This window comes from Pseudomonas tensinigenes (genome assembly GCF_014268445.2).
Lineage (GTDB): Bacteria > Pseudomonadota > Gammaproteobacteria > Pseudomonadales > Pseudomonadaceae > Aquipseudomonas > Aquipseudomonas tensinigenes.
Window position 1 is genome coordinate 4,145,792 of the sequence record NZ_CP077089.1, and the last position, 22,000, is coordinate 4,167,791.

Annotated in this window: 22 protein-coding genes; 13 read left to right on the forward strand and 9 right to left on the reverse strand. The window is 60.8% G+C overall.

All coding sequences use genetic code 11. The annotated features are described in order from the left end of the window. Positions 1 to 6 precede the first annotated feature (6 nt). Together HU718_RS18225 and HU718_RS18230 are read right to left on the reverse strand one after the other, a co-directional pair. A complete protein-coding gene (locus HU718_RS18225; protein WP_186614836.1) occupies positions 7 to 2,244 on the reverse strand; it encodes an ATP-binding protein in 2,238 nt (745 codons plus the stop codon). Further along, positions 2,241 to 2,855: a biliverdin-producing heme oxygenase gene (locus HU718_RS18230; protein WP_150707329.1), complete on the reverse strand. Its 615-nt coding sequence runs from the start codon at positions 2,853 to 2,855 to the stop codon at positions 2,241 to 2,243. Before HU718_RS18230 ends, HU718_RS18225 begins: the two co-directional genes overlap by 4 nt. 275 nt (positions 2,856 to 3,130) lie before the next feature. Between HU718_RS18230 and HU718_RS18235 the strand changes: the two genes are divergently transcribed. Then, positions 3,131 to 3,751, forward strand: coding sequence for a LysE family translocator (locus tag HU718_RS18235; protein WP_186614833.1), 621 nt, complete (start codon positions 3,131 to 3,133; stop codon positions 3,749 to 3,751). On the opposite strand, the gene HU718_RS18240 is transcribed toward HU718_RS18235, so the two are convergent. Continuing rightward, a complete protein-coding gene (locus HU718_RS18240) occupies positions 3,748 to 4,161 on the reverse strand; it encodes a VOC family protein (RefSeq protein WP_186614830.1) in 414 nt (137 codons plus the stop codon). The two genes, HU718_RS18235 and HU718_RS18240, sit on opposite strands and share 4 nt — an antisense overlap. Positions 4,162 to 4,371: 210 nt before the next feature. Between HU718_RS18240 and HU718_RS18245 the strand changes: the two genes are divergently transcribed. The 4 genes from HU718_RS18245 to HU718_RS18260 all read left to right on the forward strand — a co-directional run bounded on the left by HU718_RS18245 (position 4,372) and on the right by HU718_RS18260 (position 7,761). Next, complete coding sequence (locus HU718_RS18245; protein ID WP_186614827.1) at positions 4,372 to 5,454, forward strand: bifunctional transcriptional activator/DNA repair enzyme AdaA; 1,083 nt, start codon at positions 4,372 to 4,374, stop codon at positions 5,452 to 5,454. A gap of 32 nt (positions 5,455 to 5,486) precedes the next feature. Beyond that, positions 5,487 to 6,284 (forward strand): isocitrate lyase/PEP mutase family protein, encoded by a 798-nt coding sequence (locus tag HU718_RS18250; protein WP_186614824.1) that lies wholly within the window; start codon positions 5,487 to 5,489, stop codon positions 6,282 to 6,284. A 1-nt stretch (position 6,285) separates the two neighbouring features. Further along, on the forward strand, positions 6,286 to 6,915 hold the full coding sequence (locus HU718_RS18255) for a DNA-3-methyladenine glycosylase family protein (RefSeq protein WP_186614820.1): 630 nt from the start codon (positions 6,286 to 6,288) through the stop codon (positions 6,913 to 6,915). A gap of 330 nt (positions 6,916 to 7,245) precedes the next feature. Then, positions 7,246 to 7,761, forward strand: coding sequence for an HvfX family Cu-binding RiPP maturation protein (locus tag HU718_RS18260; protein ID WP_150708773.1), 516 nt, complete (start codon positions 7,246 to 7,248; stop codon positions 7,759 to 7,761). Between the two features lie 3 nt (positions 7,762 to 7,764). Here the strand turns inward: HU718_RS18260 and HU718_RS18265 are convergent, their stop codons facing one another. Further along, positions 7,765 to 9,381, reverse strand: a complete 1,617-nt coding sequence (locus HU718_RS18265; protein WP_186614817.1) for a L,D-transpeptidase family protein — start codon at positions 9,379 to 9,381, stop codon at positions 7,765 to 7,767. A 151-nt stretch (positions 9,382 to 9,532) separates the two neighbouring features. Between HU718_RS18265 and HU718_RS18270 the strand changes: the two genes are divergently transcribed. The 4 genes from HU718_RS18270 (at position 9,533) to HU718_RS18285 (ending at position 12,840) form a co-directional block, all read left to right on the forward strand. After that, positions 9,533 to 10,243, forward strand: coding sequence for a murein L,D-transpeptidase catalytic domain family protein (locus HU718_RS18270; protein WP_095118392.1), 711 nt, complete (start codon positions 9,533 to 9,535; stop codon positions 10,241 to 10,243). A 255-nt stretch (positions 10,244 to 10,498) separates the two neighbouring features. Beyond that, on the forward strand, positions 10,499 to 10,756 hold the full coding sequence (locus tag HU718_RS18275) for a DUF2790 domain-containing protein (protein WP_150708770.1): 258 nt from the start codon (positions 10,499 to 10,501) through the stop codon (positions 10,754 to 10,756). 9 nt (positions 10,757 to 10,765) lie between these two features. After that, entirely contained in the window at positions 10,766 to 11,437 is a 672-nt protein-coding gene (locus HU718_RS18280) for a heavy metal response regulator transcription factor (RefSeq protein WP_016985270.1), read from the forward strand. Then, positions 11,434 to 12,840, forward strand: a complete 1,407-nt coding sequence (locus tag HU718_RS18285) for a heavy metal sensor histidine kinase (protein WP_186614814.1) — start codon at positions 11,434 to 11,436, stop codon at positions 12,838 to 12,840. Before HU718_RS18280 ends, HU718_RS18285 begins: the two co-directional genes overlap by 4 nt. A 455-nt stretch (positions 12,841 to 13,295) precedes the next feature. Here HU718_RS18285 and HU718_RS18290 read toward each other — a convergent pair whose 3' ends face one another. Continuing rightward, positions 13,296 to 14,708, reverse strand: coding sequence for an MFS transporter (locus HU718_RS18290; RefSeq protein WP_186614811.1), 1,413 nt, complete (start codon positions 14,706 to 14,708; stop codon positions 13,296 to 13,298). 103 nt (positions 14,709 to 14,811) lie between these two features. Between HU718_RS18290 and HU718_RS18295 the strand changes: the two genes are divergently transcribed. Next, positions 14,812 to 15,699, forward strand: coding sequence for a LysR family transcriptional regulator (locus tag HU718_RS18295; protein WP_186614808.1), 888 nt, complete (start codon positions 14,812 to 14,814; stop codon positions 15,697 to 15,699). On the opposite strand, the gene HU718_RS18300 is transcribed toward HU718_RS18295, so the two are convergent. Next, a complete protein-coding gene (locus tag HU718_RS18300) occupies positions 15,696 to 16,316 on the reverse strand; it encodes a cell wall hydrolase (RefSeq protein ID WP_150708766.1) in 621 nt (206 codons plus the stop codon). The genes HU718_RS18295 and HU718_RS18300 overlap by 4 nt on opposite strands. A 199-nt stretch (positions 16,317 to 16,515) precedes the next feature. Between HU718_RS18300 and HU718_RS18305 the strand changes: the two genes are divergently transcribed. Next, on the forward strand, positions 16,516 to 17,367 hold the full coding sequence (locus HU718_RS18305; protein ID WP_186614805.1) for a CAP domain-containing protein: 852 nt from the start codon (positions 16,516 to 16,518) through the stop codon (positions 17,365 to 17,367). 202 nt (positions 17,368 to 17,569) lie between these two features. On the opposite strand, the gene HU718_RS18310 is transcribed toward HU718_RS18305, so the two are convergent. Next, positions 17,570 to 17,767, reverse strand: coding sequence for a hypothetical protein (locus HU718_RS18310; protein ID WP_186614803.1), 198 nt, complete (start codon positions 17,765 to 17,767; stop codon positions 17,570 to 17,572). A gap of 112 nt (positions 17,768 to 17,879) precedes the next feature. On the opposite strand from HU718_RS18310, the gene moaA reads away from it, so the two are divergent. Together moaA and HU718_RS18320 are read left to right on the forward strand one after the other, a co-directional pair. Next, a complete protein-coding gene (gene moaA / locus HU718_RS18315; RefSeq protein ID WP_186614801.1) occupies positions 17,880 to 18,878 on the forward strand; it encodes a GTP 3',8-cyclase MoaA in 999 nt (332 codons plus the stop codon). Between the two features lie 36 nt (positions 18,879 to 18,914). Next, positions 18,915 to 19,811 carry a bestrophin family protein gene (locus HU718_RS18320; RefSeq protein ID WP_186614798.1) on the forward strand — a complete coding sequence of 299 codons (897 nt, stop codon included), beginning with the start codon at positions 18,915 to 18,917 and terminating at the stop codon, positions 19,809 to 19,811. Between the two features lie 180 nt (positions 19,812 to 19,991). Here HU718_RS18320 and HU718_RS18325 read toward each other — a convergent pair whose 3' ends face one another. Both HU718_RS18325 and moaB read right to left on the reverse strand, forming a co-directional pair. Beyond that, positions 19,992 to 21,197, reverse strand: a complete 1,206-nt coding sequence (locus HU718_RS18325) for a molybdopterin molybdotransferase MoeA (protein WP_186614795.1) — start codon at positions 21,195 to 21,197, stop codon at positions 19,992 to 19,994. After that, positions 21,194 to 21,733 (reverse strand): molybdenum cofactor biosynthesis protein B, encoded by a 540-nt coding sequence (moaB, locus tag HU718_RS18330; RefSeq protein WP_186614793.1) that lies wholly within the window; start codon positions 21,731 to 21,733, stop codon positions 21,194 to 21,196. The genes HU718_RS18325 and moaB overlap by 4 nt, the downstream gene beginning before the upstream one ends. Positions 21,734 to 22,000: the final 267 nt, after the last annotated feature.

The window sequence follows — 22,000 nt, forward strand, 5'->3', positions numbered from 1 at the left end:
CTACGCTCAGTCCAGACGCGGCACGGTGAAGCGGAACTCGCTGCCCTGCCCCGGTTCGCTCTCGGCGAAAATCCGCCCGCCATGGGCTTCGACGATGCCTTGGGTGATGTACAAACCAAGGCCGGTACCGGTCGGGTTGCCCTCTTTCACCGTCCAGTAACGATCGAACACGTGCGGTAGATGCTCCTTGGGAATGCCTTCGCCGCTATCGCGAACAGTGAAGACGATTTCATTGCCGACGGAGGTGGCATGCACGCCGACCCTGCCCAGTCGCGGGGTGAATTTGATCGCGTTGCCGACCAGATTGGACAGCACCTGGAACAGCCGCTCAGGGTCGGCGTGGATGCGCAGATCAGGATCGGCGTCGAAGGAAATGCTGATGTCCTTGTCCAGTGCCAGCGGCGCGAGCAACGCCTGCGCTTCTTCGAACATCTGCCCGACGTCAAGTTTCTGCGGGGTGATGGAGTAGCGCCCGGCGTCGATTTTCGAGGTATCGAGCAAATCCTCCAGCAGCGTGTTCATGCGTCCGGCAGCCTGCTGCATGGTGTCGATGGCCGTGGAGATCCGGCGCGAAGTGTGCGGGCCGTCCGAGCTAAAAGCCTTCTGCATCATGCCGCAGAGCATCGAGATCACGGTCATCGGATTGCGCAGATCGTGGGACACCACCGCCACCAGCTCATCGCGGGCGCGCACCGCTTCCTGCTCGCGGCGCACCTGACGGGCCAGATCGTTTTCCAGCGCCGAACGGCGCAGGTCGTTGGCAGCGAACAGGTCGCCGTGGCTCCACTTGGTGGAGATCCCGGCCATCTCGACTTTCCAGATTTCAAACGAGGTGCGCGGACGCAAACGCAGGCCGGCGTCGGAGTTTTCCAGGTCCAGTGGCTTGCGCGGATCGCCGCTCCAATTGATGTTTTCCTTGACCTCGGGGCGGAACCAGAAAACACCGTTGTCCACCGGTTTTGGCAGGCTCATGGCGAGCACGCCGCTGGCCACCTGCTGATATTGCACGGCCGGCGGGTAAACGCTGGCCAGGTGATGACTGGCAAACACCGCTTCGCCGCTGTCTTGCAACCACTTGTGCAAGGCGCGGATTTCTTCCGGCTCCGGACAGTTGCCGTAGCGGTGCAGTTGTTTGTCTTCGATGATCGCGATACCGCCGGCATTGGTCAGCGCCATCAGGGTTTGCGGTTGGTTGGCGAGGCCGTCGAAGACATTTTGCGGCGAGTCGATCATCGCTTGATTGAGCAGCGCCAACGCCTCGACTTTCTCTTCACGCTGGCGGCTGATCTCCAGGGCTTCCATGGCGCTGATCTGCAGTGACAGCACCTGGCCGATGGTCTGACACGCGGCGCGCAATTCGTGCGGCACGTGCAACGGCTGGCGATTGCCGCAACTGATCAGGCCCCACAACTTGTCGCCCTTGAGCAGGGAAATGCTCATCGACGACAACACGCCCATGTTCTTCATGTACTGACAATGGATCGGCGACACGCTGCGCAGCGTGGCAAAACTCAGATCCAGCGGCGTGTCGGTGTCCGGGCGCAGCTTTGGCAGCAGCGGCACCGGTTGGTAGTCGGCATTGGGGATGATCCGCAGCCAATTGGTGCGATACAGCTCGCGCGCCTGCTCGGGAATGTCCGACGCCGGGAAGAACAGGCCATTGAACACTTCCATCGACGGGTCGGAGGCTTCGGCGATGACCTGGCCATGGCCCTCCTCTTCGAAACGATAGATCAGCACCCGGTCGTAACCGGTCATGGCCTGGATTTCCTTGACGCTGATGTCGTACAGCGCCTGCAACGTGGTGGCCGCTTGCAGACGCTGGAGCATGCGCCCCAGATGCGTCTGGTTGCCGGCAACATTACGTGGCTGGAAGTTCTCGACGTGAATTTCCAGCTCCAGAATCAGCACGCCCTGATGCCGATGCAGCAGGCCCTCGAACGCGGTGCCGTTGAGCTTGAAGCGCAGCGGCTGCAAGTCTGACAGCGACGGATGCAGCAAGGCTTCGCGCACTTGCGCCGCTTCGGCGTCGCCGATCAGGCTTTCCAGCGGCTCGCCGATCAGGCTCTGCGGCTCCCGGGCCAGCAGGGGTTCGACGTTGGCGCTGACCTGAATGATCGTCAGCTCAGGTTCGCTCAGTGTCAGCAGCAAGCCGTGGGGCTGGATCGCACCGGGGAAACGAATCGGCTCGTCGGCACAGTTGGCCAGCAGTTCTTCAAAGGCTTCTTTGTCTTGCGGAGTCATGCCAGTACCTCCCGGCTTTCGAGCCAGTGCTCGAAACAGCTGAATGTGGTTTGTGCTGCCGTGACGACAGCGGCGCGCTCGGCGGCGCTCATTGGCCGACTGCCGAGGTATTCAATAAAGTCACGCCAGCGCCGGCCCGTGGCGGCGCCGTAGATATCGAGAAAAGCCGCGCCGTTATTGGCTTCCAGGCCTAATCGTGAAGAGATTTCGCGGCGCAGAATCTGCCCGCCGAGGGTCGCACCCTCGAGGACGTAGAGCACGCCCAGGCAGGCAGCGCTTGAGTCGATGAGCGGCAACTGCTCGCACTGCGGCAGGCTTTGCAGCGCTGCGGCAGATACGCCCAGGGCTAGCAGGTCGGCGCGCAGGGTTGGCGTTTTGAGACGAGGCGTCAGTTCAAAATCGGCAGGAATGGCATCGCTGCGTAGCAAGGCGTTTTCCAGCGGCAGATAGAAGCCGTAATAAGCCTGCATCAGCCGCACAAAAGCCTGCGTATCGAGAGCATCGGAGAAAAAAGGAAGGCGTTTTTCCAGTGCGATGTGCAGTTCGGCAGTGCCGGCTCGCAGATCTTGCAGCACCGGTGGCACATAAACTTCACGGGCCTTTGCTTGCATGTAGATCGCTCTTGGTGGGGCCGCCTGGGGCCAAACGGGGTGGGGGCAACGTCGGCGAAATTTTACACGGCAATCGCCATTTCTGACCGGATAGATAGTTTTTTCTGACAAAACCATCACCCTATGACTGATACAGAGTGAAAGCTTCTGCAAAAAGTTCGACCGCGTTGCCCAACAGCGCCGGGCGCTGTACCGCGACAGCGCTGCGTGACTGTATGGGTCTGGGCGCGTGGGGGCTGTGATAAAAATATCGTTCTCGTTACTGGAGTGCCGTCATGGATCTCGCCACGCTCATCCTGTTTCTTCCGGCCTGTTTCGCCCTGAACATGGCCCCCGGACCAAACAATCTGCTGTCGGTCAGCAACGCCACGCGTTATGGCTTTCGCCGCGCCTGCACGGCGGGCATCGGGCGGATTCTGGCGTTCGCCGGGATGATTGCGCTGGCCGGTGCGGGCCTGTCGGTAGTGCTGCAGACCTCGGAATGGCTGTTCCATGCGATCAAGATCATTGGCGCGGGGTATCTGCTGTATCTGGCCTGGCAGTTGTGGCGGGCCAATCCCGAAGCCGAGCAGCAAGTAACGGGCGCGACCGTTGGTTTTTTTGCATTGGCGCGGCAGGAGTTTCTGGTGGCGGCGGGCAATCCGAAGGCGATCCTGTTGTTTACCGCGTTTCTGCCGCAGTTCGTCGACCCGGCGCACCCGGTGCCGGCGCAATTCGCGGTACTCGGCGTGCTGTTCCTTTTACTGGAGTGGATTGCCATCAGCGCCTACGCCTGGATGGGCCTGCACATGCGCCGCTGGTTCGCCGAGCCGCGCGGCAAACGGATCTTCAATCGTTGCTGCGCAGGCTTGCTGTCGGCAGCGGCTTCAGTGCTGTTGATGGCGAAACGCGCTTAAGCCTCGGACGGGCCTTTGAGTTCGACCTGATTGCCGTCCGGGTCGAAGCAGTACAGCGACAGCCCTTTGCCTTCGGCGCCGAAGCGTGATTCGGCTTTTGCGGCGGTGAGACCGAAGGTTTGCAGATGTGCAATCAGTGCAGCCTCATCAAATGGCTCAATGCGCAGGCAGAAGTGATCGACATTACGCCGCTCGGCCCCGGCCGCCCCGCCGCCCTTGCGGCCGAGTTCGCCTTGCAGGTCGACGAGGTCGATCATCGACGTGCCGGCGCGCAGGTGTATCAGGCCCAGCGGTTCGTTGCGCTTGACCACTTCGGCGCCGAACACCTGGCTGTAGAAGTCGATGCTGCGTTGCAGATCGGCGACGCGCAGGACGATGTGATCAATGTGTTGGATGGAAAACGGATGCATCGGGCACACCTCAACAAACGGTAGGAGCTGCCGATAGCGGCGATCTGGGATTTTGGGACGCCGAGCGTCCCGGGCTGCATTCCCACGCAGAGCGTGGTAACGATCAAGATCGCAGCCTGCGGCAGCTCCTACACGGTAGTTCAGGGGATTTGAAAATTCACTGTCGATTTTTCGGTGGAGCCATCGAGAATCTGGTTTTACTCTCGAACCATGAACATACAAACCGCTGTCCTGCCGCCCCACGCCGAAATGGTTCGCGCCATGCTCGAACGCGACACTGCCTATGAAGGCGTGTTCTTCACGGCCGTGAAAACCACCGGGATCTTCTGCCGCCCCAGTTGCACGGCGCGCAAGCCGAAACCGGAGAATGTCGAGTTCTTCGCTCATGCCGATGACTGTCTGTCGGCGGGCTATCGCGCCTGCCTGCGCTGCAAACCGCTGGACGCCGCCGCCATCGCCCCGGACTGGGTGCAGCGACTGCTCAAAGCCGTGGAAGCCGATCCGGAGGTGCGCTGGAGCGATGCGCAGTTGCTCGCCGAAGGCATCGAGCCGCTGAAGCTGCGGCGCTGGTTCAAGCAGCATTTCGGCATGACCTTCCATGCATGGCTGCGCACGCGCCGGCTGGGCATGGCGCTGGGCGGGATCAAGCAAGGTGCGTCGATTGACCATGCCGCGTTTGATTCGGGCTATGAGTCACTGAGTGGTTTTCGCGATGCCTTTCAGAAGTCATTCCACATCACCCCGGGCCGCGTCGCCCAGAGTGAGCCACTGCTGTTCACCCGGCTGACCACGCCGCTGGGGCCGATGATCGCCATGGCCGAACGCCGTGGGCTGGTGTTGCTGGAGTTCCTGGATCGGCCGGCGCTGACCCGCGAAGTCGAAGAGTTACAGAATCGCTACGGCTACGCAGTCGCGCCGGGGCACAACGCGCATTTGCAGCAGATCGAGCAGCAACTGGCGCAGTATTTCGCCGGCAAGCTGAACACCTTTACTGTGCCGCTGCACTTGCCCGGCAGCGAGTTTGCCCGGCAGGTCTGGTCAGCGTTGCTGCAAATCCCCTACGGTCACACCAGTACATACGGCGCCATCGCCGCCAGTTTGGGCAAACCCGGCGCCAGTCGCGCGGTCGGTCTGGCCAACGGGCACAATCGTTTGTCGATTGTGGTGCCCTGCCATCGGGTGATCGGCGCGGATGGCTCGCTGACCGGCTATGGTGGTGGGCAGCCGCGCAAAGCGTTTCTGCTGCGGCTGGAAAACGCCGCCGTGCAGCTCACCCGACAACTGGCATTCTGACCAACCCCATCAACTGACAAGAAGGATTTTTGATGAACGCGCTCGCTACGCAGTTTCACCAGTTGCACCAGCAAGGCCTGTTGATTCTGACCAATGTCGCCGACGCCACCGGTGCGCGACTGGTCGAGCACTTGGGCGGTAAAGCCGTGGCCACCAGCAGTGCGGCGGTGGCCTGGGCACACGGGTATCCGGACGGCAACACCCTGCCCCTTGAACGACTGGTGTCGACGGTGGAATCTATCGCCCGGGTGATTAGTATTCCATTGACCGTGGATGTCGAGGCCGGGTATTCCGATGACCTCGGGCGCGTGGCCGAAGTGCTCGATGCGGTGATCGCGGCGGGTGCCGTCGGCATCAATATCGAGGATGGTTCGGCGGATCCTGAATTGCTCGCGCGCAAGATCGAAGTGGCACGACAAGTGGCCGGTAAGCGCGATGTGCAACTGTTCATCAATGCGCGCACCGATGTCTATCTGAAAAGCCTTGTGCCAGCCGAGGATCGCGTCGCCGAGACCCTGCATCGGGCGGCGCTGTATCAAGCGGCCGGCGCTGATGGTTTGTTCGCGGCGGGTGTCACGTCGGCCTATGAAATCGAGGCCATCTGCAAGGGCACTGCGCTGCCGGTCAATGTCCTTGGGTTCGCTTGCCTGCCTTCGCCTGAAGAACTGCAAGCGCTGGGCGTGCGCCGCTTGAGCGCGGGTTCCGGCATTGCCGAATTCCTCTATGGCGCGATGGGTGGGCTGGTGAAAAGCTTTCTGGCCAGCGGCAAACTCGATAGTCATGACCTCAAGGCGTTCACTTATGGCGAAGTCAACGGCTTGCTGAAATAGCATGGCCGATGTCTATCAAGCGGCCAGCGAGTTTCTGGCTGCGCTCGACCCGGACTGGCAGCGTCACATTGCCGCTGCCGGCCCATGCCTGCATCAACCGCATCCGGCACGCGATCCGTATGAATCGCTGGTGCGGGCGATTGCTTATCAGCAACTGCATGCCAAGGCCGGCGATGCGATTGTCGGGCGGTTGGTGGGGTTGTTTGCGGGTCAGACGTTTCCTCGTCCCGAGCAGATTCTGGCGACGGATTTCGAGCGCATGCGCAGTTGCGGGTTTTCCGCAGGCAAGATCGCGACGATTCAGGGGATTGCCCAGGCGACGCTGGATGGCGTAGTACCGGATTACGCCACGGCGCTGGCGATGGACGATGAGGCGTTGATTGAGCGCCTGGTCAGTTTGCGCGGGGTGGGTCGCTGGACGGTGGAGATGTTGTTGATCTACAGCCTGGAGCGCATGGATATTCTGCCGGCCGATGACTTTGGTGTGCGCGAGGGTTATCGGCGGTTGAAGGGGTTGGAGGTGCAGCCGACGCGCAGGCAGATGGTTGAGATTGGATTGGCGTGGCGGCCGTATCGGACGGTGGCGGCTTGGTATTTGTGGCGGGTGCCGAAACCGCTGCCCTCACCCTAGCCCTCTCCCAGTGGGAGAGGGAACTGATTGGGGGATATTGGAGATTTACGCCGACTTGAAATAGCGCCTGTGAATCCATGATCGCCAAAACCTGAATCCATAATCGACTGGATCTTTCAGGTCGATGGATGGCACAAGACACCTCGGTCAGTCCCCTCTCCCTCCGGGAGAGGGCTAGGGTGAGGGGCTTTTGACTGTATCGCACTGTATACCCCGAAGCCTCAGACACACCCAACGCACAATCCCCCACCCCGCCGACACATCCCCGATACACCCCGACGCTGAAATACCCCGGTCGATTCAACTTGTTCAATCCACCGGAGACGCATCATGACCGCCACCCTTTCAACCGCCGTCAAAGGCCTGCACCTGAACCTCGATCGCGCCGGCACCTGGCTCGCCCCTCTGACCCTGCGCCTATTCATCGCCTGGGAATTCTTCGAGTCCGGGCTGGAGAAATTCAACGGGCAGAACTGGTTCGAAGATATTCAGGAGCGCTTCCCGTTTCCGTTCGACCATCTACCGGCAACGCTGAACTGGGAACTGTCGATGTGGGCCGAGCTGATCTGTGCGCTAGCGATCCTGGTCGGTGTCGGCACACGAATCTCGGCGATCTCGCTGATCGTGGTCACCGTCGTCGCCACCGCCGCGGTGCACTGGCCCGCTGACTGGTCGTCGCTGAGCGAGTTGGCGCAGGGTTATGCGATCACCAATAAAGGCTTTGGCAACTTCAAGTTGCCGGCGATCTACCTTGCGGCGCTGATACCACTGGTGTTCGCCGGCGCTGGCAAGTTGAGCATCGATGCGTGGCTGGCGCAGGTGTTCTGGCACCGCCACGCTCGCTGAGGCTCAATGCGCGCGATCAAGCCCGACGAGCAAGGCGCTGTCGCGACTGTAGATGTCCGGCGAATAGCGCACATGGCCAGCGCTGTCGACCTGCGCGGTCCAGTAGGTCATCAGGATCGGCACTGGCGCCGACAAGCGAAATTCGTGGGTGGTGCCGGTGGCCAGCAAGGTTTCGGTGCGGGCCTTTTCCGCCGGGGTCAGCAGCAGATCGCGCAGCTGCATCGGGTGCTCGACGCGCACGCAACCGGAGCTGAAGGCCCGCGGGCCTTTTTCGAACAGCGCCTTGCTTGGCGTGTCGTGCAGGTACACCGAAAATGGGTTGGGAAAGCGGATAACCATTTGCCCCAGCGGATTACGCGGCCCGGCATCCTGACGCAGCATGATGTTGCCGGGGTTGTCCCAATCGATGTCCGCTGCCGCCAGCGGCTGTCCGTTGGCGTCGAGCACCTGCAGGTTCTGTCGACTGAGGAAGGTCTGATCCTTGCGGATCTCCGGCAGTTTGTCCTCCTTCCAGATGGTCGGCGGCACGGTCCAGGTCGGATTCAGGGTCAGGCGCGTGACACGGGACTTCAGCAACGGGGTCTGGCGCTCGGCACGGCCGACCTGGGTACGGGTCTGCCATACGGGCACGCCGCCCTGATACAACGTCAGTTCAGCGGCGGCGACGTTGACCAGCAGGCCATTGGGTTCCATGTCCTGGGACATCCAGCGGAAACGTTCGAGATTGACCCGCAGTTGTTCACGGCGCGTCAGCGGAGTGATGTTGAGTTCGGCAATCGTCCCCGGTCCGACCACGCCATCAGCCTGGAGCGAATGGTTGGCCTGAAAACTCTTCACCGCGTCGACCAGAACGCCGTCATACGCATTGCCGGGTGTACCAATGATCTGAGTCAGATAGCCTTCGCTGTACAGACGCTGAGCCAGTTCCGGCACGCGTTGGTCTTCCATGTCCGGGCGCAGTAGCGGCCCGTTGCCCACCGATTGCCATTGCGGCAAGGCTTTGAGCCGTTGCGCCGCGTACAGCTGACGCAGATCCTGATATTGCGCCAGACGCGGCCGCGCCAGGTCGAACGCAGCGGGAATGTCGTGCATGCCCGGTACGGCGATCGCCAACAATTCCGCCTGACGGTCACGCGGGGTGGCGTCGGCATGCCACAGCGGTTCGAAGTGTGATTGCAGCAGGCTTCCGTAATGCAGATCCTGCAGGGCCTGGAGGTAGTTGCGGCTGATATCGATGTCGGCACACAACTCGCCATCCTGAGGCGCCGTGGTCGCGACCGGATAGCGCTTTGGATTGAGACCATCATCGGCCAACAGCTGTAATTGTGCCTGCAACATCGGCAATCGCGCAGATTCACTCGCCCACACCGGCATCCAGTCCTGCTGCTGGTAGAAGGCTTGCAGTTGCGTCAGCGCCGGGCCGTTGAGCTGTGCCGCAATCGCCGGGCACGACTGCGGCAGGCTGATCAAGACAGCCTGCAACGGACTTTGCGGCTCGACCGGCATCTCGGCCGGTGGCGTTGGCAATGTCTCCAGCGGCGGCAACGGCTCATCGGCACAAGCGACAAACGGCGCAGCGAGCAAACAAATGCTCAAGTAGCATGCGTACTTTTTGAACAACTGCTTTACTCCAATCCATGGCCGTCCAGATGATGGCCAACCTTACATCAGGTGCGCTTGAGAGTCAGGCTCGATCGACGGGCTTGCGGGTATTGACTGGGAGTCAGGAGCCAAAGTGCCAAATAAGTAGCAAGTGAGGACACTTTATAAAATGTTGACGTTTTTGCGCCGACTTCTGTTGACTGCCACCGCTCTCGTCGTGACCAGTCCCGTTTTTGCCGCCGGCAAACCATCGCCGGTTCTCTTCACCAGCCTCGCGCACGCCGCGCCAGAACTCAATCCCCAAGCGCTGAAAGGTGCATTGAGCGCCATGCAATGCGCGGTCAACAACGGTGCGAAGCCGTCCCGCCACCTGGCGATCATCGACTATTCGCAACCGTCCACCGAACGCCGACTGTGGATCTTCGACCTCAGCAAAAAGAAATTGGTGCTGCGCGATCTGGTCGCTCATGGGTCCAACTCCGGGGAAAACTTCGCTACGCAGTTTTCCAATGTCGAAGGCAGCTACCAGTCCAGCCTCGGCCTGTTCCGCACGCAGGAAAGCTACAGCGGCACCCACGGTTATTCGCTGCGCATGGACGGTCTGGAGCCAGGCTTCAATGACATGGCCCGCGATCGCGCCATCGTCATTCACGCCGCCAGTTACGTAAACCCGTTGTGGAGCAAGAAACAGGGGCGCATCGGTCGCAGTCAGGGTTGCCCGGCGGTTCGACCACAGATTGCCAAGCAGGTGATCGACCGGTTGAAGAATGGCCAGTTCATGTTTTCGTGGTATCCGGATCAGCGCTGGTTGAAGTCGTCGCCGTACCTGAACTGCCAGCCGCAGCAGGTGGCGAGCATTCTCAATACCCATGCGAGCTGACAGAGCATCCCAATTCCCCTGTGGGAGCGAGCCTGCTCGCGAATGCGCTGGGTCAGACACTTTAAATGTGTGCTGACATACCGCATTCGCGAGCAGGCTCGCTCCCACAGGGATAGTGTTCCTTCAGTTAAACCGTTTTCATCCGTTTCATTACAACTTTGTCATTCAGCTGTCGGTTTGCCGTGCGGATCGCTCGGTAGCCTGAAGTTGTCCCGGCGCCAATGCCGATCAACTTTGACCACTGAGTGACTGACCATGAAAAGCCTCCTGCTTGCCTTCACCGCCCTCCTCGCCACCGGCAGCGTGTTCGCCGCGAACATGCCCGACACCGCCGTGATTCATGACAAATCCGGCTTCTACGTCCATCTGGATGTCGACAAAGTCCTGTCCAGCACCGATATTTCACAAACGTGTGGCGTGGTCCCGGCGCAATTGAATTACCTCGACCATCAGGGCCGCGAACATGTGCTGGACTATCAGGTACAAGGCAGCGGCTGCATCAATGACCATTGAGGCTGATCGATGAATATTCTGGTTGTCGAAGACGAACCCAAGGCGGGCAATTACCTGCTCAATGGTTTGCAGGAACTGGGTTACAGCGTCAGCCTCGCCCGCGACGGTGCCGACGGGCTGCACCTGGCGCTGGAACACAGTTTCGATGTGATCGTGCTCGATGTGATGATGCCGAAAATGGATGGCTGGGAAGTCCTGCGCCGGTTGCGCAAGGAAGCGGACACACCGGTGCTGTTCCTCACCGCCCGCGACGATATCGCTGACCGCGTCAAAGGCCTGGAACTGGGTGCCGACGATTACCTGATCAAGCCGTTTTCCTTCGCCGAACTGGTGGCGCGCCTGCGCACCCTGACCCGGCGCGGGCCGATCCATGAAGACGAACAACTGCAAGTGGCCGACCTGCAGATCGACGTGCTCAAGCGCCGCGTGACGCGCGCCGGGGTGCGCATCACCCTGACCAACAAGGAGTTTGCGTTGCTGCAGTTGTTCGCCACGCATACCGGGCAGGTGTTGGCGCGTTCGCTGATCGCCTCACGGGTGTGGGACATGAATTTCGACAGCGACACCAACGTCGTCGATGTCGCCGTGCGCCGCTTGCGGGCGAAGATCGATGACCCGTTCCAGCTCAAGCTGATCCACAGCGTGCGCGGCATCGGCTATCGCTTCGATACGCAGCCATGAGCAGCCGACGCGCGTATTCGCTGACCCTGCGCCTGGCACTGGTGTTCGCCTTGCTCGCCTTCGCTTCGCTGGCTGGCCTCGGTGCCGCGCTGTACAACGAACTGGAGCAACAGTTGATCCGCCGTGATGACACCGCGCTGGTCAGCCGCGTCGATCAGTTGCGCAGCTTCCTCAACGACAGCAACACCCTGGAGCTGATCAAGAACAAACCGGCGCTGTTCCAGAACATGCTCGGCAACCGCGAAGCACTGCTGACCATCGGCGCACCAGGGCAACCGCCGCTGCTGGTGGTCAACCCGGGCAATCTGAACACGCCGACGTTGCCAGCAGTACCCATCGATCATGCGATGACGCTGAACGATGTGCAGCATTTGCCGAGTGTCGACGGCGTACCGTTTTCGGCGGTGGCAGCGAGTATCGATTCCGGTGAGCTGGGCAATCTGCAAGTCACCACCGGGCGCCTGATGAGCGAGCGCACGGCGATGCTCGCCAATTACCGCCTGAGTGTTTATGGCCTGGCCTCGCTGGCGGCGTTGTTGCTGGCGGTGGTCGGTTGTTTGCTGGTGTATCGCGGATTGTTGCCATTGCGGCGACTGGCGAAACACGCCCACGGTATCGGCGTCGGCAACCTTGGTGAACGCCTCGCCAGCAGCGGTGCGCCACGAGAATTGCAGCCGATGATCGAAGCGTTCAATGCCATGCTCGACCGCCTCGCCAAGGGCTTTGCGCAGTTGAGTCAGGTGTCCACCGACATGGCCCATGAGTTACGCACGCCGATCAACAATCTGCTCGGCGAAACTCAGGTCGCGCTGCAGCAGCACCGCAGCATCGAGGCCTACCAGCAGTTGCTCGCCTCTAACGTCGAGGAGCTTGAGCGGCTGACGCGGATGCTCGACAACATGCTGTTTCTGGCGCGCACCGACCCGGCCAGTGCCTTGAGCCAGCGCCAGGAGCTGGATGCGGCGGATGAGATGCAGCGCATTGCCGATTACTTTGAAGGATTGGCGGCTGATGTCGGGGTATGCATTGAAGCGCGTGGCAGCGGTGTGATCTGGGCCGAGCCGATGTTGTTGCGCCGCGCGTTGGCCAACCTGTGTGCCAATGCGATCAAGTACGGCGCGGCGGATTCGACGGTGCAGGTGGAAGCGATTGCCGAGGCGGATGGCAGCTATCTGCGGGTACGCAACCACGGCACAACCATTGCGCCGGAACACTTGGCGCGGTTGTTCGAACGCTTCTACCGGGTCGACCAGTCACGCGAGCGCTCGGCGCAATCCAATGGCCTCGGCCTGTCGATTGTCGCGACCATCATGCAACTGCATCAGGGCCGCTACAGCGTCAGCAGCGCGAATGGCATCACCTGCTTCGAACTGTTCTTCCCCGCCCGGCAACCTCGGGGTTGAACATCACCACTTTTCCCTGTGGGAGCGAGCCTGCTCGCGAAAGCGCTGTTTCAGTCACCGGAGATGTTGGCTGTGCCGGCCTCTTCGCGAGCAGGCTCGCTCCCACATTCGATCTCGGTTCGGCCGAAGATCTACTGATCCAATCGATCCCTTGTGGGAGCGAGCCTGCTCGCGAAAGCGGTGTATCAATCACTGGAGATGTTGCCTGTGCCGGCCTCTTCGCGAGCAGGCTCGCTCCCACATTCGATCTCGGTTCGGCCGAAGATCTACTGATCAACCCGATTCACTGTGGGAGCGAGCCTGCTCGCGAAAGCGGAGTGTCAGTCACCGGAGATGTTGGCTGTGCCGGCCTCTTCGCGAGCAGGCTCGCTCCCACATTTGATCTCGGTTCGGCTGAAGATCTACTGATCCAATCGATCCCCTGTGGGAGCGAGCCTGCTCGCGAAAGCGGAGAGTCAGTCACCGGAGATGTTGGCTGTGCCGGCCTCTTCGCGAGCAAGCTCGCTCCTACAGTTGAACTGCGCTCGGCTTATGATCAAAGCCATAGCCATCAATGCCACCGCGACGCCAAAAGTAATGTGCAAGCCGCTGGCAATGACGGTTGCAGGGGCTTGCGTCGGATCCCCCGCCGCCAGCGCAAACACCGCGCCCATTACTGCCGCCCCGGTAATCAACCCAAGATTGCGCGCCAGCCCGAGCATCGCCGAAACCACGCCACGCTGATCCTGCCTGACCCCGGCCATCAGTCCGGTGTTGTTGGCTGCCTGGAACAACGCGTAACCGACAGCTATCACCATGATCGGCATTACGTACGCGGGCAGTCCCATCCTCATGGGCAACAGTGCCAGCAAGCTGCAACCGCCGGCCATCCCGAGCAACGCGCCCGGCACGATTCGTCGCGCACCGAAGCGATCCACCAAACGTCCCGCCGGTACCCCACTCATTGCGGACAACAACGGTCCGATCGATAACGCCACTCCGACCATTGTGCTGCTGAGACCCAAGCCCCGATGCAGGTAAAACGGCCCGACCACCAGCGTGGTCATCATCACCGTTGTCACCAGCAACGTCAGCGCCAGACTGCTGCTCAGTCGCCGGTCGCTGAACAGCGACAAGCGAATCAACGGTGCCTTGGCCTTCTTCTCGACTACGACGAACAACCCGACACCGCACAGGCTGGCCAGCAACAACGGCAACGTGAAACCTTCGAGCGTCATTGCCAGCGCATAGGCTGCCAGCGTGAAAACCAGCACCGCGCTGCCAGAATAATCGAACGCCATGCGCCGCCTTGCTGCCCGATCCGCCGGCAAATAGCGGTACACCAGCCACGCATTGAGCAAGCCCAACGGCACGTTGAGCAGGAAAATCGCCTGCCAGCCGACATGCGTCATCAACAACCCGCCCAGCGACGGCCCAAGACTGGTGCCCGTCGCCGACATCGTTGCCAGCAAGCCCATCGCGCTGCCCGCCCGCGATTTGGGCACCGCTTCTGACACCAACGCCACGGTCAAGGCGAACATGATCGCCGCGCCAACACCTTGCACCGCCCGTGCGCCAATCAGCCAACCGAGTCCCGGTGCCAGCGCACAGGCCAGCGAAGCGCTGGTGAAAATGCCGATCCCGATCAACAGCAATCGACGCCGACCGAAGCCATCGCCCAGCCGCCCGACACTGACAATCAAAGTGGTGATCGCCAGCAGGTAAGCGAGCACGATCCATTGCACTTGCTGAAACGTCGCATCGAACGCCGTCGCCAGAATTGGCAAACCGGCGTTGGCAATGCTGGTGTCCAGCGATGGCATCAACATCGACAGGGCCAGACTGGTCAGCGCCCAACGGGCAGGAGTGCTCAGGGGTTCTCGGGACATGGGAGGCTCGCAGCGCAAAGGTGTTCTGCCATAGCCTGAGCCTCGACAACACCCGGCGCAAGACGCATGCTTTGCACTCAATACCTGCATGGAACGCTATGTCATGACCACGCCGGACCTGAACCTGCTGATCACCCTCGACGTGTTACTGCGTGAAGGCAGCGTCGCCCGCGCCGCCAAATGCCTGCGCTTGAGCCCTTCGGCCATGAGCCGCGCCCTCGCCCGTCTGCGCGAAACCACGGGCGATCCGTTGCTGGTGCGAGCGGGGCGTGGCTTGGTGCCAACGCCGCGCGCATTGGAATTGCGCGAACGGGTCAGTCATCTGGTGCAAGACGCCGAGGCGGTTTTACGGCCCGCCGAAGTGCTCGACCCTGGCCGCTTGCAACGCACCTTCACCCTGCGCAACACCGACGGCTTCGTCGAAACCTTTGCCGCCGCCCTGCTCGCGCGGATCGCCGAAGAAGCACCCGGCGTGCGTCTGCGCTTTGTGCAGAAAGCCGACAAGGACAGCACGCCGCTGCGCGAAGGTCGCGTCGATCTGGAAACCGGCGTGGTCGACGACAGCACCGACCCGACGCTGCACAGCCGCATCCTGTTTCAGGATCAGTGGATCGGTGTGGTGCGTGAGGGGCATCCCTTGAGCACGGGGAAAATCACTAGCAGGCGCTTTGCCGGCGGCGAGCACATTCTGATCTCACGCCGCGGACGCAGCAGCGGCCCGGTCGACGAAGCGTTACTCGCACTCGGCCTGACGCGAGACATCGTCACCTCATTCGGTGGATTCTCGGCGGCGCTGACGCTGGTGCGTGAATCAGAGCTGATCGCCACGGTACCGCAGCGGCACACCAGCAAACTGCGCACCGGTCTGCACAGCTTCGCCCTGCCCTTCGCGATGCCGGACATCAGCGTGTCGATGCTCTGGCATCCGCGAATGGGCGCCGACCCGGCGCATCGCTGGTTGCGCGAATGTGTACGGCAGGTCTGCGCTTAACGCGCGTCGCCACCGGCAGGTTTGTAGAAGAGGAATTTTTTCGTTTCAGCGGTTCTGCGGTATTCCTTGGCCCAGCTCGGATGAACATTGCGGTCGTGGAAATACAGCGCGCCGTTGGTGCGATCCTTGAGCTGGCGGTTCAGCGCTTTGCGGGCGATATCCTTGGCCAGCGTGTATTCGGCATCTTCCTTGACCTGATCCGGACGCCCGTCGCACCACCAGGAAAACTGGCAGCTCTTGGTTTCCGAGCCTTGTTTGACGACAGCGCACACCGTGTCGGGGAAGCCTTCGTGGCCGAGGCGATTCATCACCACACTGGCCACCGCTTCCATTTCCGGCGTGTCTTTGCCTTTGGCTTCCCAGTAGATACTGCGCGCCAGGCAAGTGATCGGATCATCCAGCGGCGCCGCGCCGGCCGGGTCGACCGCCTGCACTTCGGTCGGGGTGATGGCTTCGGCTTTCGGTGCCGGTGCGGCGCTGACTTTGTCCGCCGCTTTCTCCTCCAGCACTTGGGCTTTTTCTTCAGCCTTCGCTTTGATCGGGGCCTGATCGGTGGCCCATGCAGAGCCTGCCAACAGGGTGAATACGAGACAACCCGCCCAGCCTTTCAATCCCATGTCTGTTCTTCCGGCAGCGCCCGATGCGGGCAAGGTGTTACGTCGGGGAGACACCCGATTTGCGGGGTCTTCGGTGAGTGTAGACGGCAAATCCATCGGCAAAGTTGCGCAGAAAACAGGCCGAATGAAGAAAAAAGACATTGCACTCACCGGGGTCGTTTCGCGCATCATGGGCGCATTCAGCTCAAGGGAGATTTCCATGCGCTTCATGCCATCCGTTTTGCGTCTTGCCGCGTTGTCCGTGGGCGTTATGTTGGCCATCCCGGCGCTGGCCGGCGATGAGTCGCAATTGATCGAGTCGATCAACAGTTATCGCAGCCAACCGCAGCGTTGTGGTTCGCAGGCGTCGAATGAACTGCCACCGTTGTCGGCCGATCCGCGTCTGAGATTACGCGCCACCGGAGCTGTCGATCTGCAACAAGCCATGGCCAGCGCCAGTTACCCGATGGTCAATGTGCAGGCGATCACCCTCAACGGCCCGCGTGATGCGGCGTCGGCAATGCAGGCGATTCAGGAGAGTTTCTGTCAGGTGGTGCTCGATCCGCAGTTCGTCGATGTCGGTGTCAGCCGCGATGACCGTGACTGGCGCATCGTGCTGGCGCGGCCACTGCTGTCGGCCAAGTTGGGCGATGCGCAAAGTGAGGGGCAGAAATTGCTCAGTGAACTCAACGTCGCTCGCAGCCAGGCGCGTCAGTGTGGTGGTCAGGCTTTCGCCGCTGCCGCACCCTTGGCCTGGAATGCAACACTGGGCACGATCGCCCAGGATCACAGCCGCGACATGGCCAACAACAATTACTTCGACCACAAGGACCGCGACGGCCGCACCCCGGGCGATCGCGCGGAACTCGCCGGTTACAGCGGCCAACAGGTCGGCGAAAACATCGCCGCCGGGCAAGACACCGTGCACAAAGTCGTCGAAGGCTGGCTCGCCAGCCCCGGCCATTGCGCCAACCTGATGAACCCGCAATACCAGGAACTCGGCGCCGCCTACGCGACCGACCCGAAAAGCAGCGCCGGGATCTACTGGACCGCGATGTTCGGCGCGCAGTAAACCCCATATCAAAAACACCACAACACCTGTGGGAGCGAGCCTGCTCGCGAAGAGGCCTTTCATTCAACATCAACGTTGTCTGACCTGACGCCTTCGCGAGCAGGCTCGCTCCCACAGTGTTCGGCGGTGTTTACATATTCTCCAACCACCACAAATCCCTGTAGGCCTTCGCCTGCTCGCGATGAGGCCATTACATTCAACATCAATGTGTCTGACCTGACGCCTTCGCGAGCAGGCTCGCTCCTACAGGGAAAATCAGGGGCTCGGGAAGATCAACAACAACCAGCTCAGACACTGTAATGACCGCCTTGTCGAAAGCCTCCATCACGGCGAAAAAACCTTTATTTACTGGAGTTTGCAAAACTAAAGAAGCAACTTTCGGCGAAAAGAATTTGTTCATCGACGGGATCAATCACCCGTTCATTAACAGTGATTGGACGGCACTTAAAGTTAGCCATAACCTGCGCTGACCAAACTCCTTCAACCGGGGTTTTCATTCCTGCGAGGCTGTCATGTCAGAGCGTGTCTTGATCGATGGTTACAACCGCCGCGTCGACTATCTGCGCATGTCGGTGACCGACCGCTGCGACTTCCGCTGCGTCTATTGCATGGCCGAAGACATGCAGTTTCTGCCACGGCAACAAATCCTCACCCTGGAAGAGATCTATCAACTGGCGCAGAGCTTTGTGGCGCTCGGCACGCGCAAGATTCGCCTGACCGGTGGCGAGCCGCTGATCCGTCCGGGCGTGGTCAAGTTGTGCGAGCAGATCGCCGCCCTGCCCGGTCTGCGCGAGTTGTGCATGACCACCAACGGTTCACAACTGGGCAAACTCGCCGCGCCGCTGTTCGACGCCGGGGTCAAGCGCCTGAACATCAGCCTCGACAGCCTTGATCCGCAGCGCTTCAAACAGATGACCCGCACCGGCGATCTAGCGCAAGTGATCAAAGGCATCGATGCCGCGCGCAAGGCCGGTTTTACCCGCACTAAACTCAATGTTGTGGTGATGCAGGGCCGTAATGATCAAGAGATCAATGATCTGGTCAGCTTCGCCATAGATCGTCAGCTCGACGTCTCTTTCATCGAAGAGATGCCGCTGGGGATCATCAGTGAACACAGCCGCGCCGAGTCGTTTTTCTCCAGCGCCCAAGTGCGCGAAAAAATCGCCGAGCGCTATACCCTGATCGACTCTGCCGAGTCGACGCAAGGCCCGTCACGCTACTGGCGGCTGGCCGAGGCGCCGGAGATTCGCCTGGGGTTTATCTCGCCGCACAGCCACAATTTCTGCGGCACCTGCAACCGCGTGCGCCTCACCGTTGAAGGGCGCCTGCTACTGTGTCTGGGTAACGAGCATTCGGTCGATCTCAAAGCGGTGCTGCGTGCGCATCCGGGGCAACCGCAGCGGCTGGAGAAAGCCATCGTCGAGGCGATGAAACTCAAGCCGTATCGGCACACTTTCGAAGTGAACGATGATGTTCAGGTCGTGCGCTTCATGAACATGACCGGCGGCTGATCCCGCCAGTTTCATCGGTTATCGGAACAGCACAGCATGATCATCAGACCCAAGGTCAACCAGTTCGCCATTCTCTTCACCCTCAAGGGTTCGATCGCCAAACGCATCGCCCTGCGCACGTTGATGGTCACCCTGCTCGCTTCGGCTATCGTGCTGGTGGAAATCCTCCATCCAAGCAACTTCACCAAGGTCAACGCCACGCCGTTTACCTTGCTCGGTTTGTCGCTGTCGATCTTCATGAGTTTTCGCAACAACGCCTGTTATGACCGCTGGTATGAGGCGCGCAAGGCGTGGGGCGAAGTGATCGTGCACATTCGTTCGGTGATTCGTGAAACCCATGTGATTCGTGAGTCGGCTGAGCGCAAGCCGTTGTTGCTAAATCTGTGTGGCTTTGCTCATGCGTTGAACGCGCGGCTGCGCAAGGAAAGCGAAGCGGACGCCAGCGGCCAATGGATCATGCCGAAACCCGATCCGCAGACGCCGGATTACAGTGGGCGCATTCTACAAACGGTTGGCCAGCAGTGTTCCGATCTGCATCAAAGCGGCGAGCTGACTGAATGGCGCTACATGCTGCTGGCCAACCATTTGACCAGCCTGACTCAGGCACAAGCGGTGTGCGAACGGATCAAAACCACGCCACTGCCGTTTCCTTACACACTGTTGCTGCACCGGACGATTTATCTGTTCTGCATCCTGTTGCCGTTTGCCATGGCAGAGCCGCTGGGCTGGCTGACGCCGCTGTTCACGGCGATTGTCAGCTACACGTTCTTTGGCCTGGATGCGATTGCCGATGAGCTGGAAGACCCGTTCGGCCGCGACGAAAACGACCTGCCCACCGATGCACTGGTGCGCACCATCGAGCGCGATATCCTCAGCGAACTGGGTGCAGAAGTACCGCCGGCGCTGAAGCCGGTGGACTATGTCTTGAGCTGATCCTTCTCTCCAGGCACCCCGAAACCCTGTGGGAGCGTACACCGCGGATATTGATGACAACCACAAAACCATTGTAGGAGTGAGCCTGCTCGCGATGGCGCCGGCCCACTCAACATCTTCGTCGACTGACCCTCCTTCATCGCGAGCAGGCTCACTCCTACAGTTTGATTGGTGGTGAGGTCAGAACAGTTCGTTGAAGGGGATGAAGCGCAGCGGGTCGCCGAGGTTGTGCGTGCTGTGCTCAGGGATTTCAACCAGCCCGTCGGCCCAGGTCGCGCCGAGCAGGACGCCGGAGCTTTGGTTTGGATAGAGCACCGCACGCCCTGCTTCCAGCTTCACCCGCAGGTATTCACGACGACCGCCGGCCTTGGACCAGTCGAATCCTGAATTGACTGTAAAACTCAGCGGCATGACCTCTTCCACGCCTTGAATACGCAGCAGATACGGCCGTGCCAATAAACCAAAAGTCACCAGCGCCGAGGTCGGATTGCCCGGCAGACCAATCACCGGTACCGTGCCGAAATGGCCCACGGTCAGCGGTTTGCCAGGCTTGATCGCGAGTTTCCACAACAGCGGTTTGCCGTTGTCGCGCAGCACCTGCCCGAGGCAATCGGCATCGCCGGCAGACACCCCGCCCGTGGTCAGAATCAGGTCGGTCGCCACATGCAGTTGCTCAAGCTTGAGCCGCGTCTGCGCCGGGCGATCCGAGAGGATGCCGGCGTCGATCACCTCGCAGCCCAGCTCTCGCAACCAGTGGCCGAGCAATACGCGGTTGCTGTTGTAGATGCTGCCGAGGCGCAACGGCTGACCCGGTTCGACCAGTTCATCACCGGTCGACAGCAGCGCCACACGCGGGCGACGCACCACGTGCAGGTGCGTCAGCCCTTGCCCGGCGGCGACTGCCAGTTCGAACGGCCCAAGGCGCTTGCCGGCCCGCAGCAGGATGTCGCCGACGCGATTTTCCTGACCTTGCGCGCGGATGTTCTGCCCCGCCTTGAGTGGCTGCAAGAAGCGCACGCGGCCGTCCTCCAGCACGTCGACGTTCTCCTGCATCTCGACGCAGGTGGCGCCGGGCGGCAGCGGTGCGCCGGTAAAAATCCGTGCGCAGGTGCCGGGCAGCAAGGTATCCGGCGCCTGCCCGGCGTAAACCTTTTGCGAGACCCTCAACGGCTGACGGTGCAGATCGGCGAGATTGAGCGCGTAACCGTCCATGGCGCTGTTCGGCCACGGCGGCAAGTCGAGTGTTGCCACCAGATCACTGGCCAGCACCCGCCCACGCGCGTCATCCAGCGGCAGCACTTCGCTGTCTGCCAACGCTTGCTGATCAGCCATGCGCAACAACTGGTCGAGTGCGTCTTCGACCGGCATCAACGGTGAACGATTCATCCACGTGTTCCGCAGGCTTGCACGGCTTTCAAGTGCGGAACGAAGTTGCACGGGCGATGACGGTTGTCGAGTTGCTCGGCAAGAATGCCTTCCCACGCCGTGCGGCAGGCACCGGTCGAGCCCGGCAGGCAGCACACCAGCGTGCCGTTCGACAGCCCGGCCAGCGCGCGGCTTTGCACGGTGGACGTGCCGATATCCAGAATCGAAATCGCCCGGAACAGTTCGCCGAAGCCGTCAATCTGCTTATCAAACAAGCAGGCCACCGCTTCCGGCGTGCTGTCGCGAGCGGTGAAACCAGTGCCGCCAGTGATCAGCACCACCTGAATGCCTTCGTCGGCGATCCACTGGGCGACCTGGGCGCGGATCTTGTACAGATCGTCCTTGAGCAGGTTGCGCTCGCTCAGTGTATGACCGGCCTCCAGCAAGCGACTGACCAGCAACTGGCCCGAGGTGTCGCTGGCGTAATCGCGAGTATCGCTGACCGTCAGCACGGCGATGTTCAGGGGGACAAACAGGGCATCGGCTTTTGCGCTCATGACAGTTCTCCGGCAGCAGTTAATCAACATTGCCGAGCAGCCTAAGTGCCACTTATGAGTACTGTCTAATCACTCTGGCCAACCACATTATCGAGCGGCTCTATCGGTGCCTTTCACATTGTTCAAGGCCAGTAAAACCGGCCCTGATAGAGCTGATCGATAGTCACTTAAACACTTCCGATTGGACGGATAACCGTTCAAGTGAGATCGTCGCACCCTGCGCTTTCGTGCGTCTCGCGCATCTGCGTCAATACTCAATCAAAAATT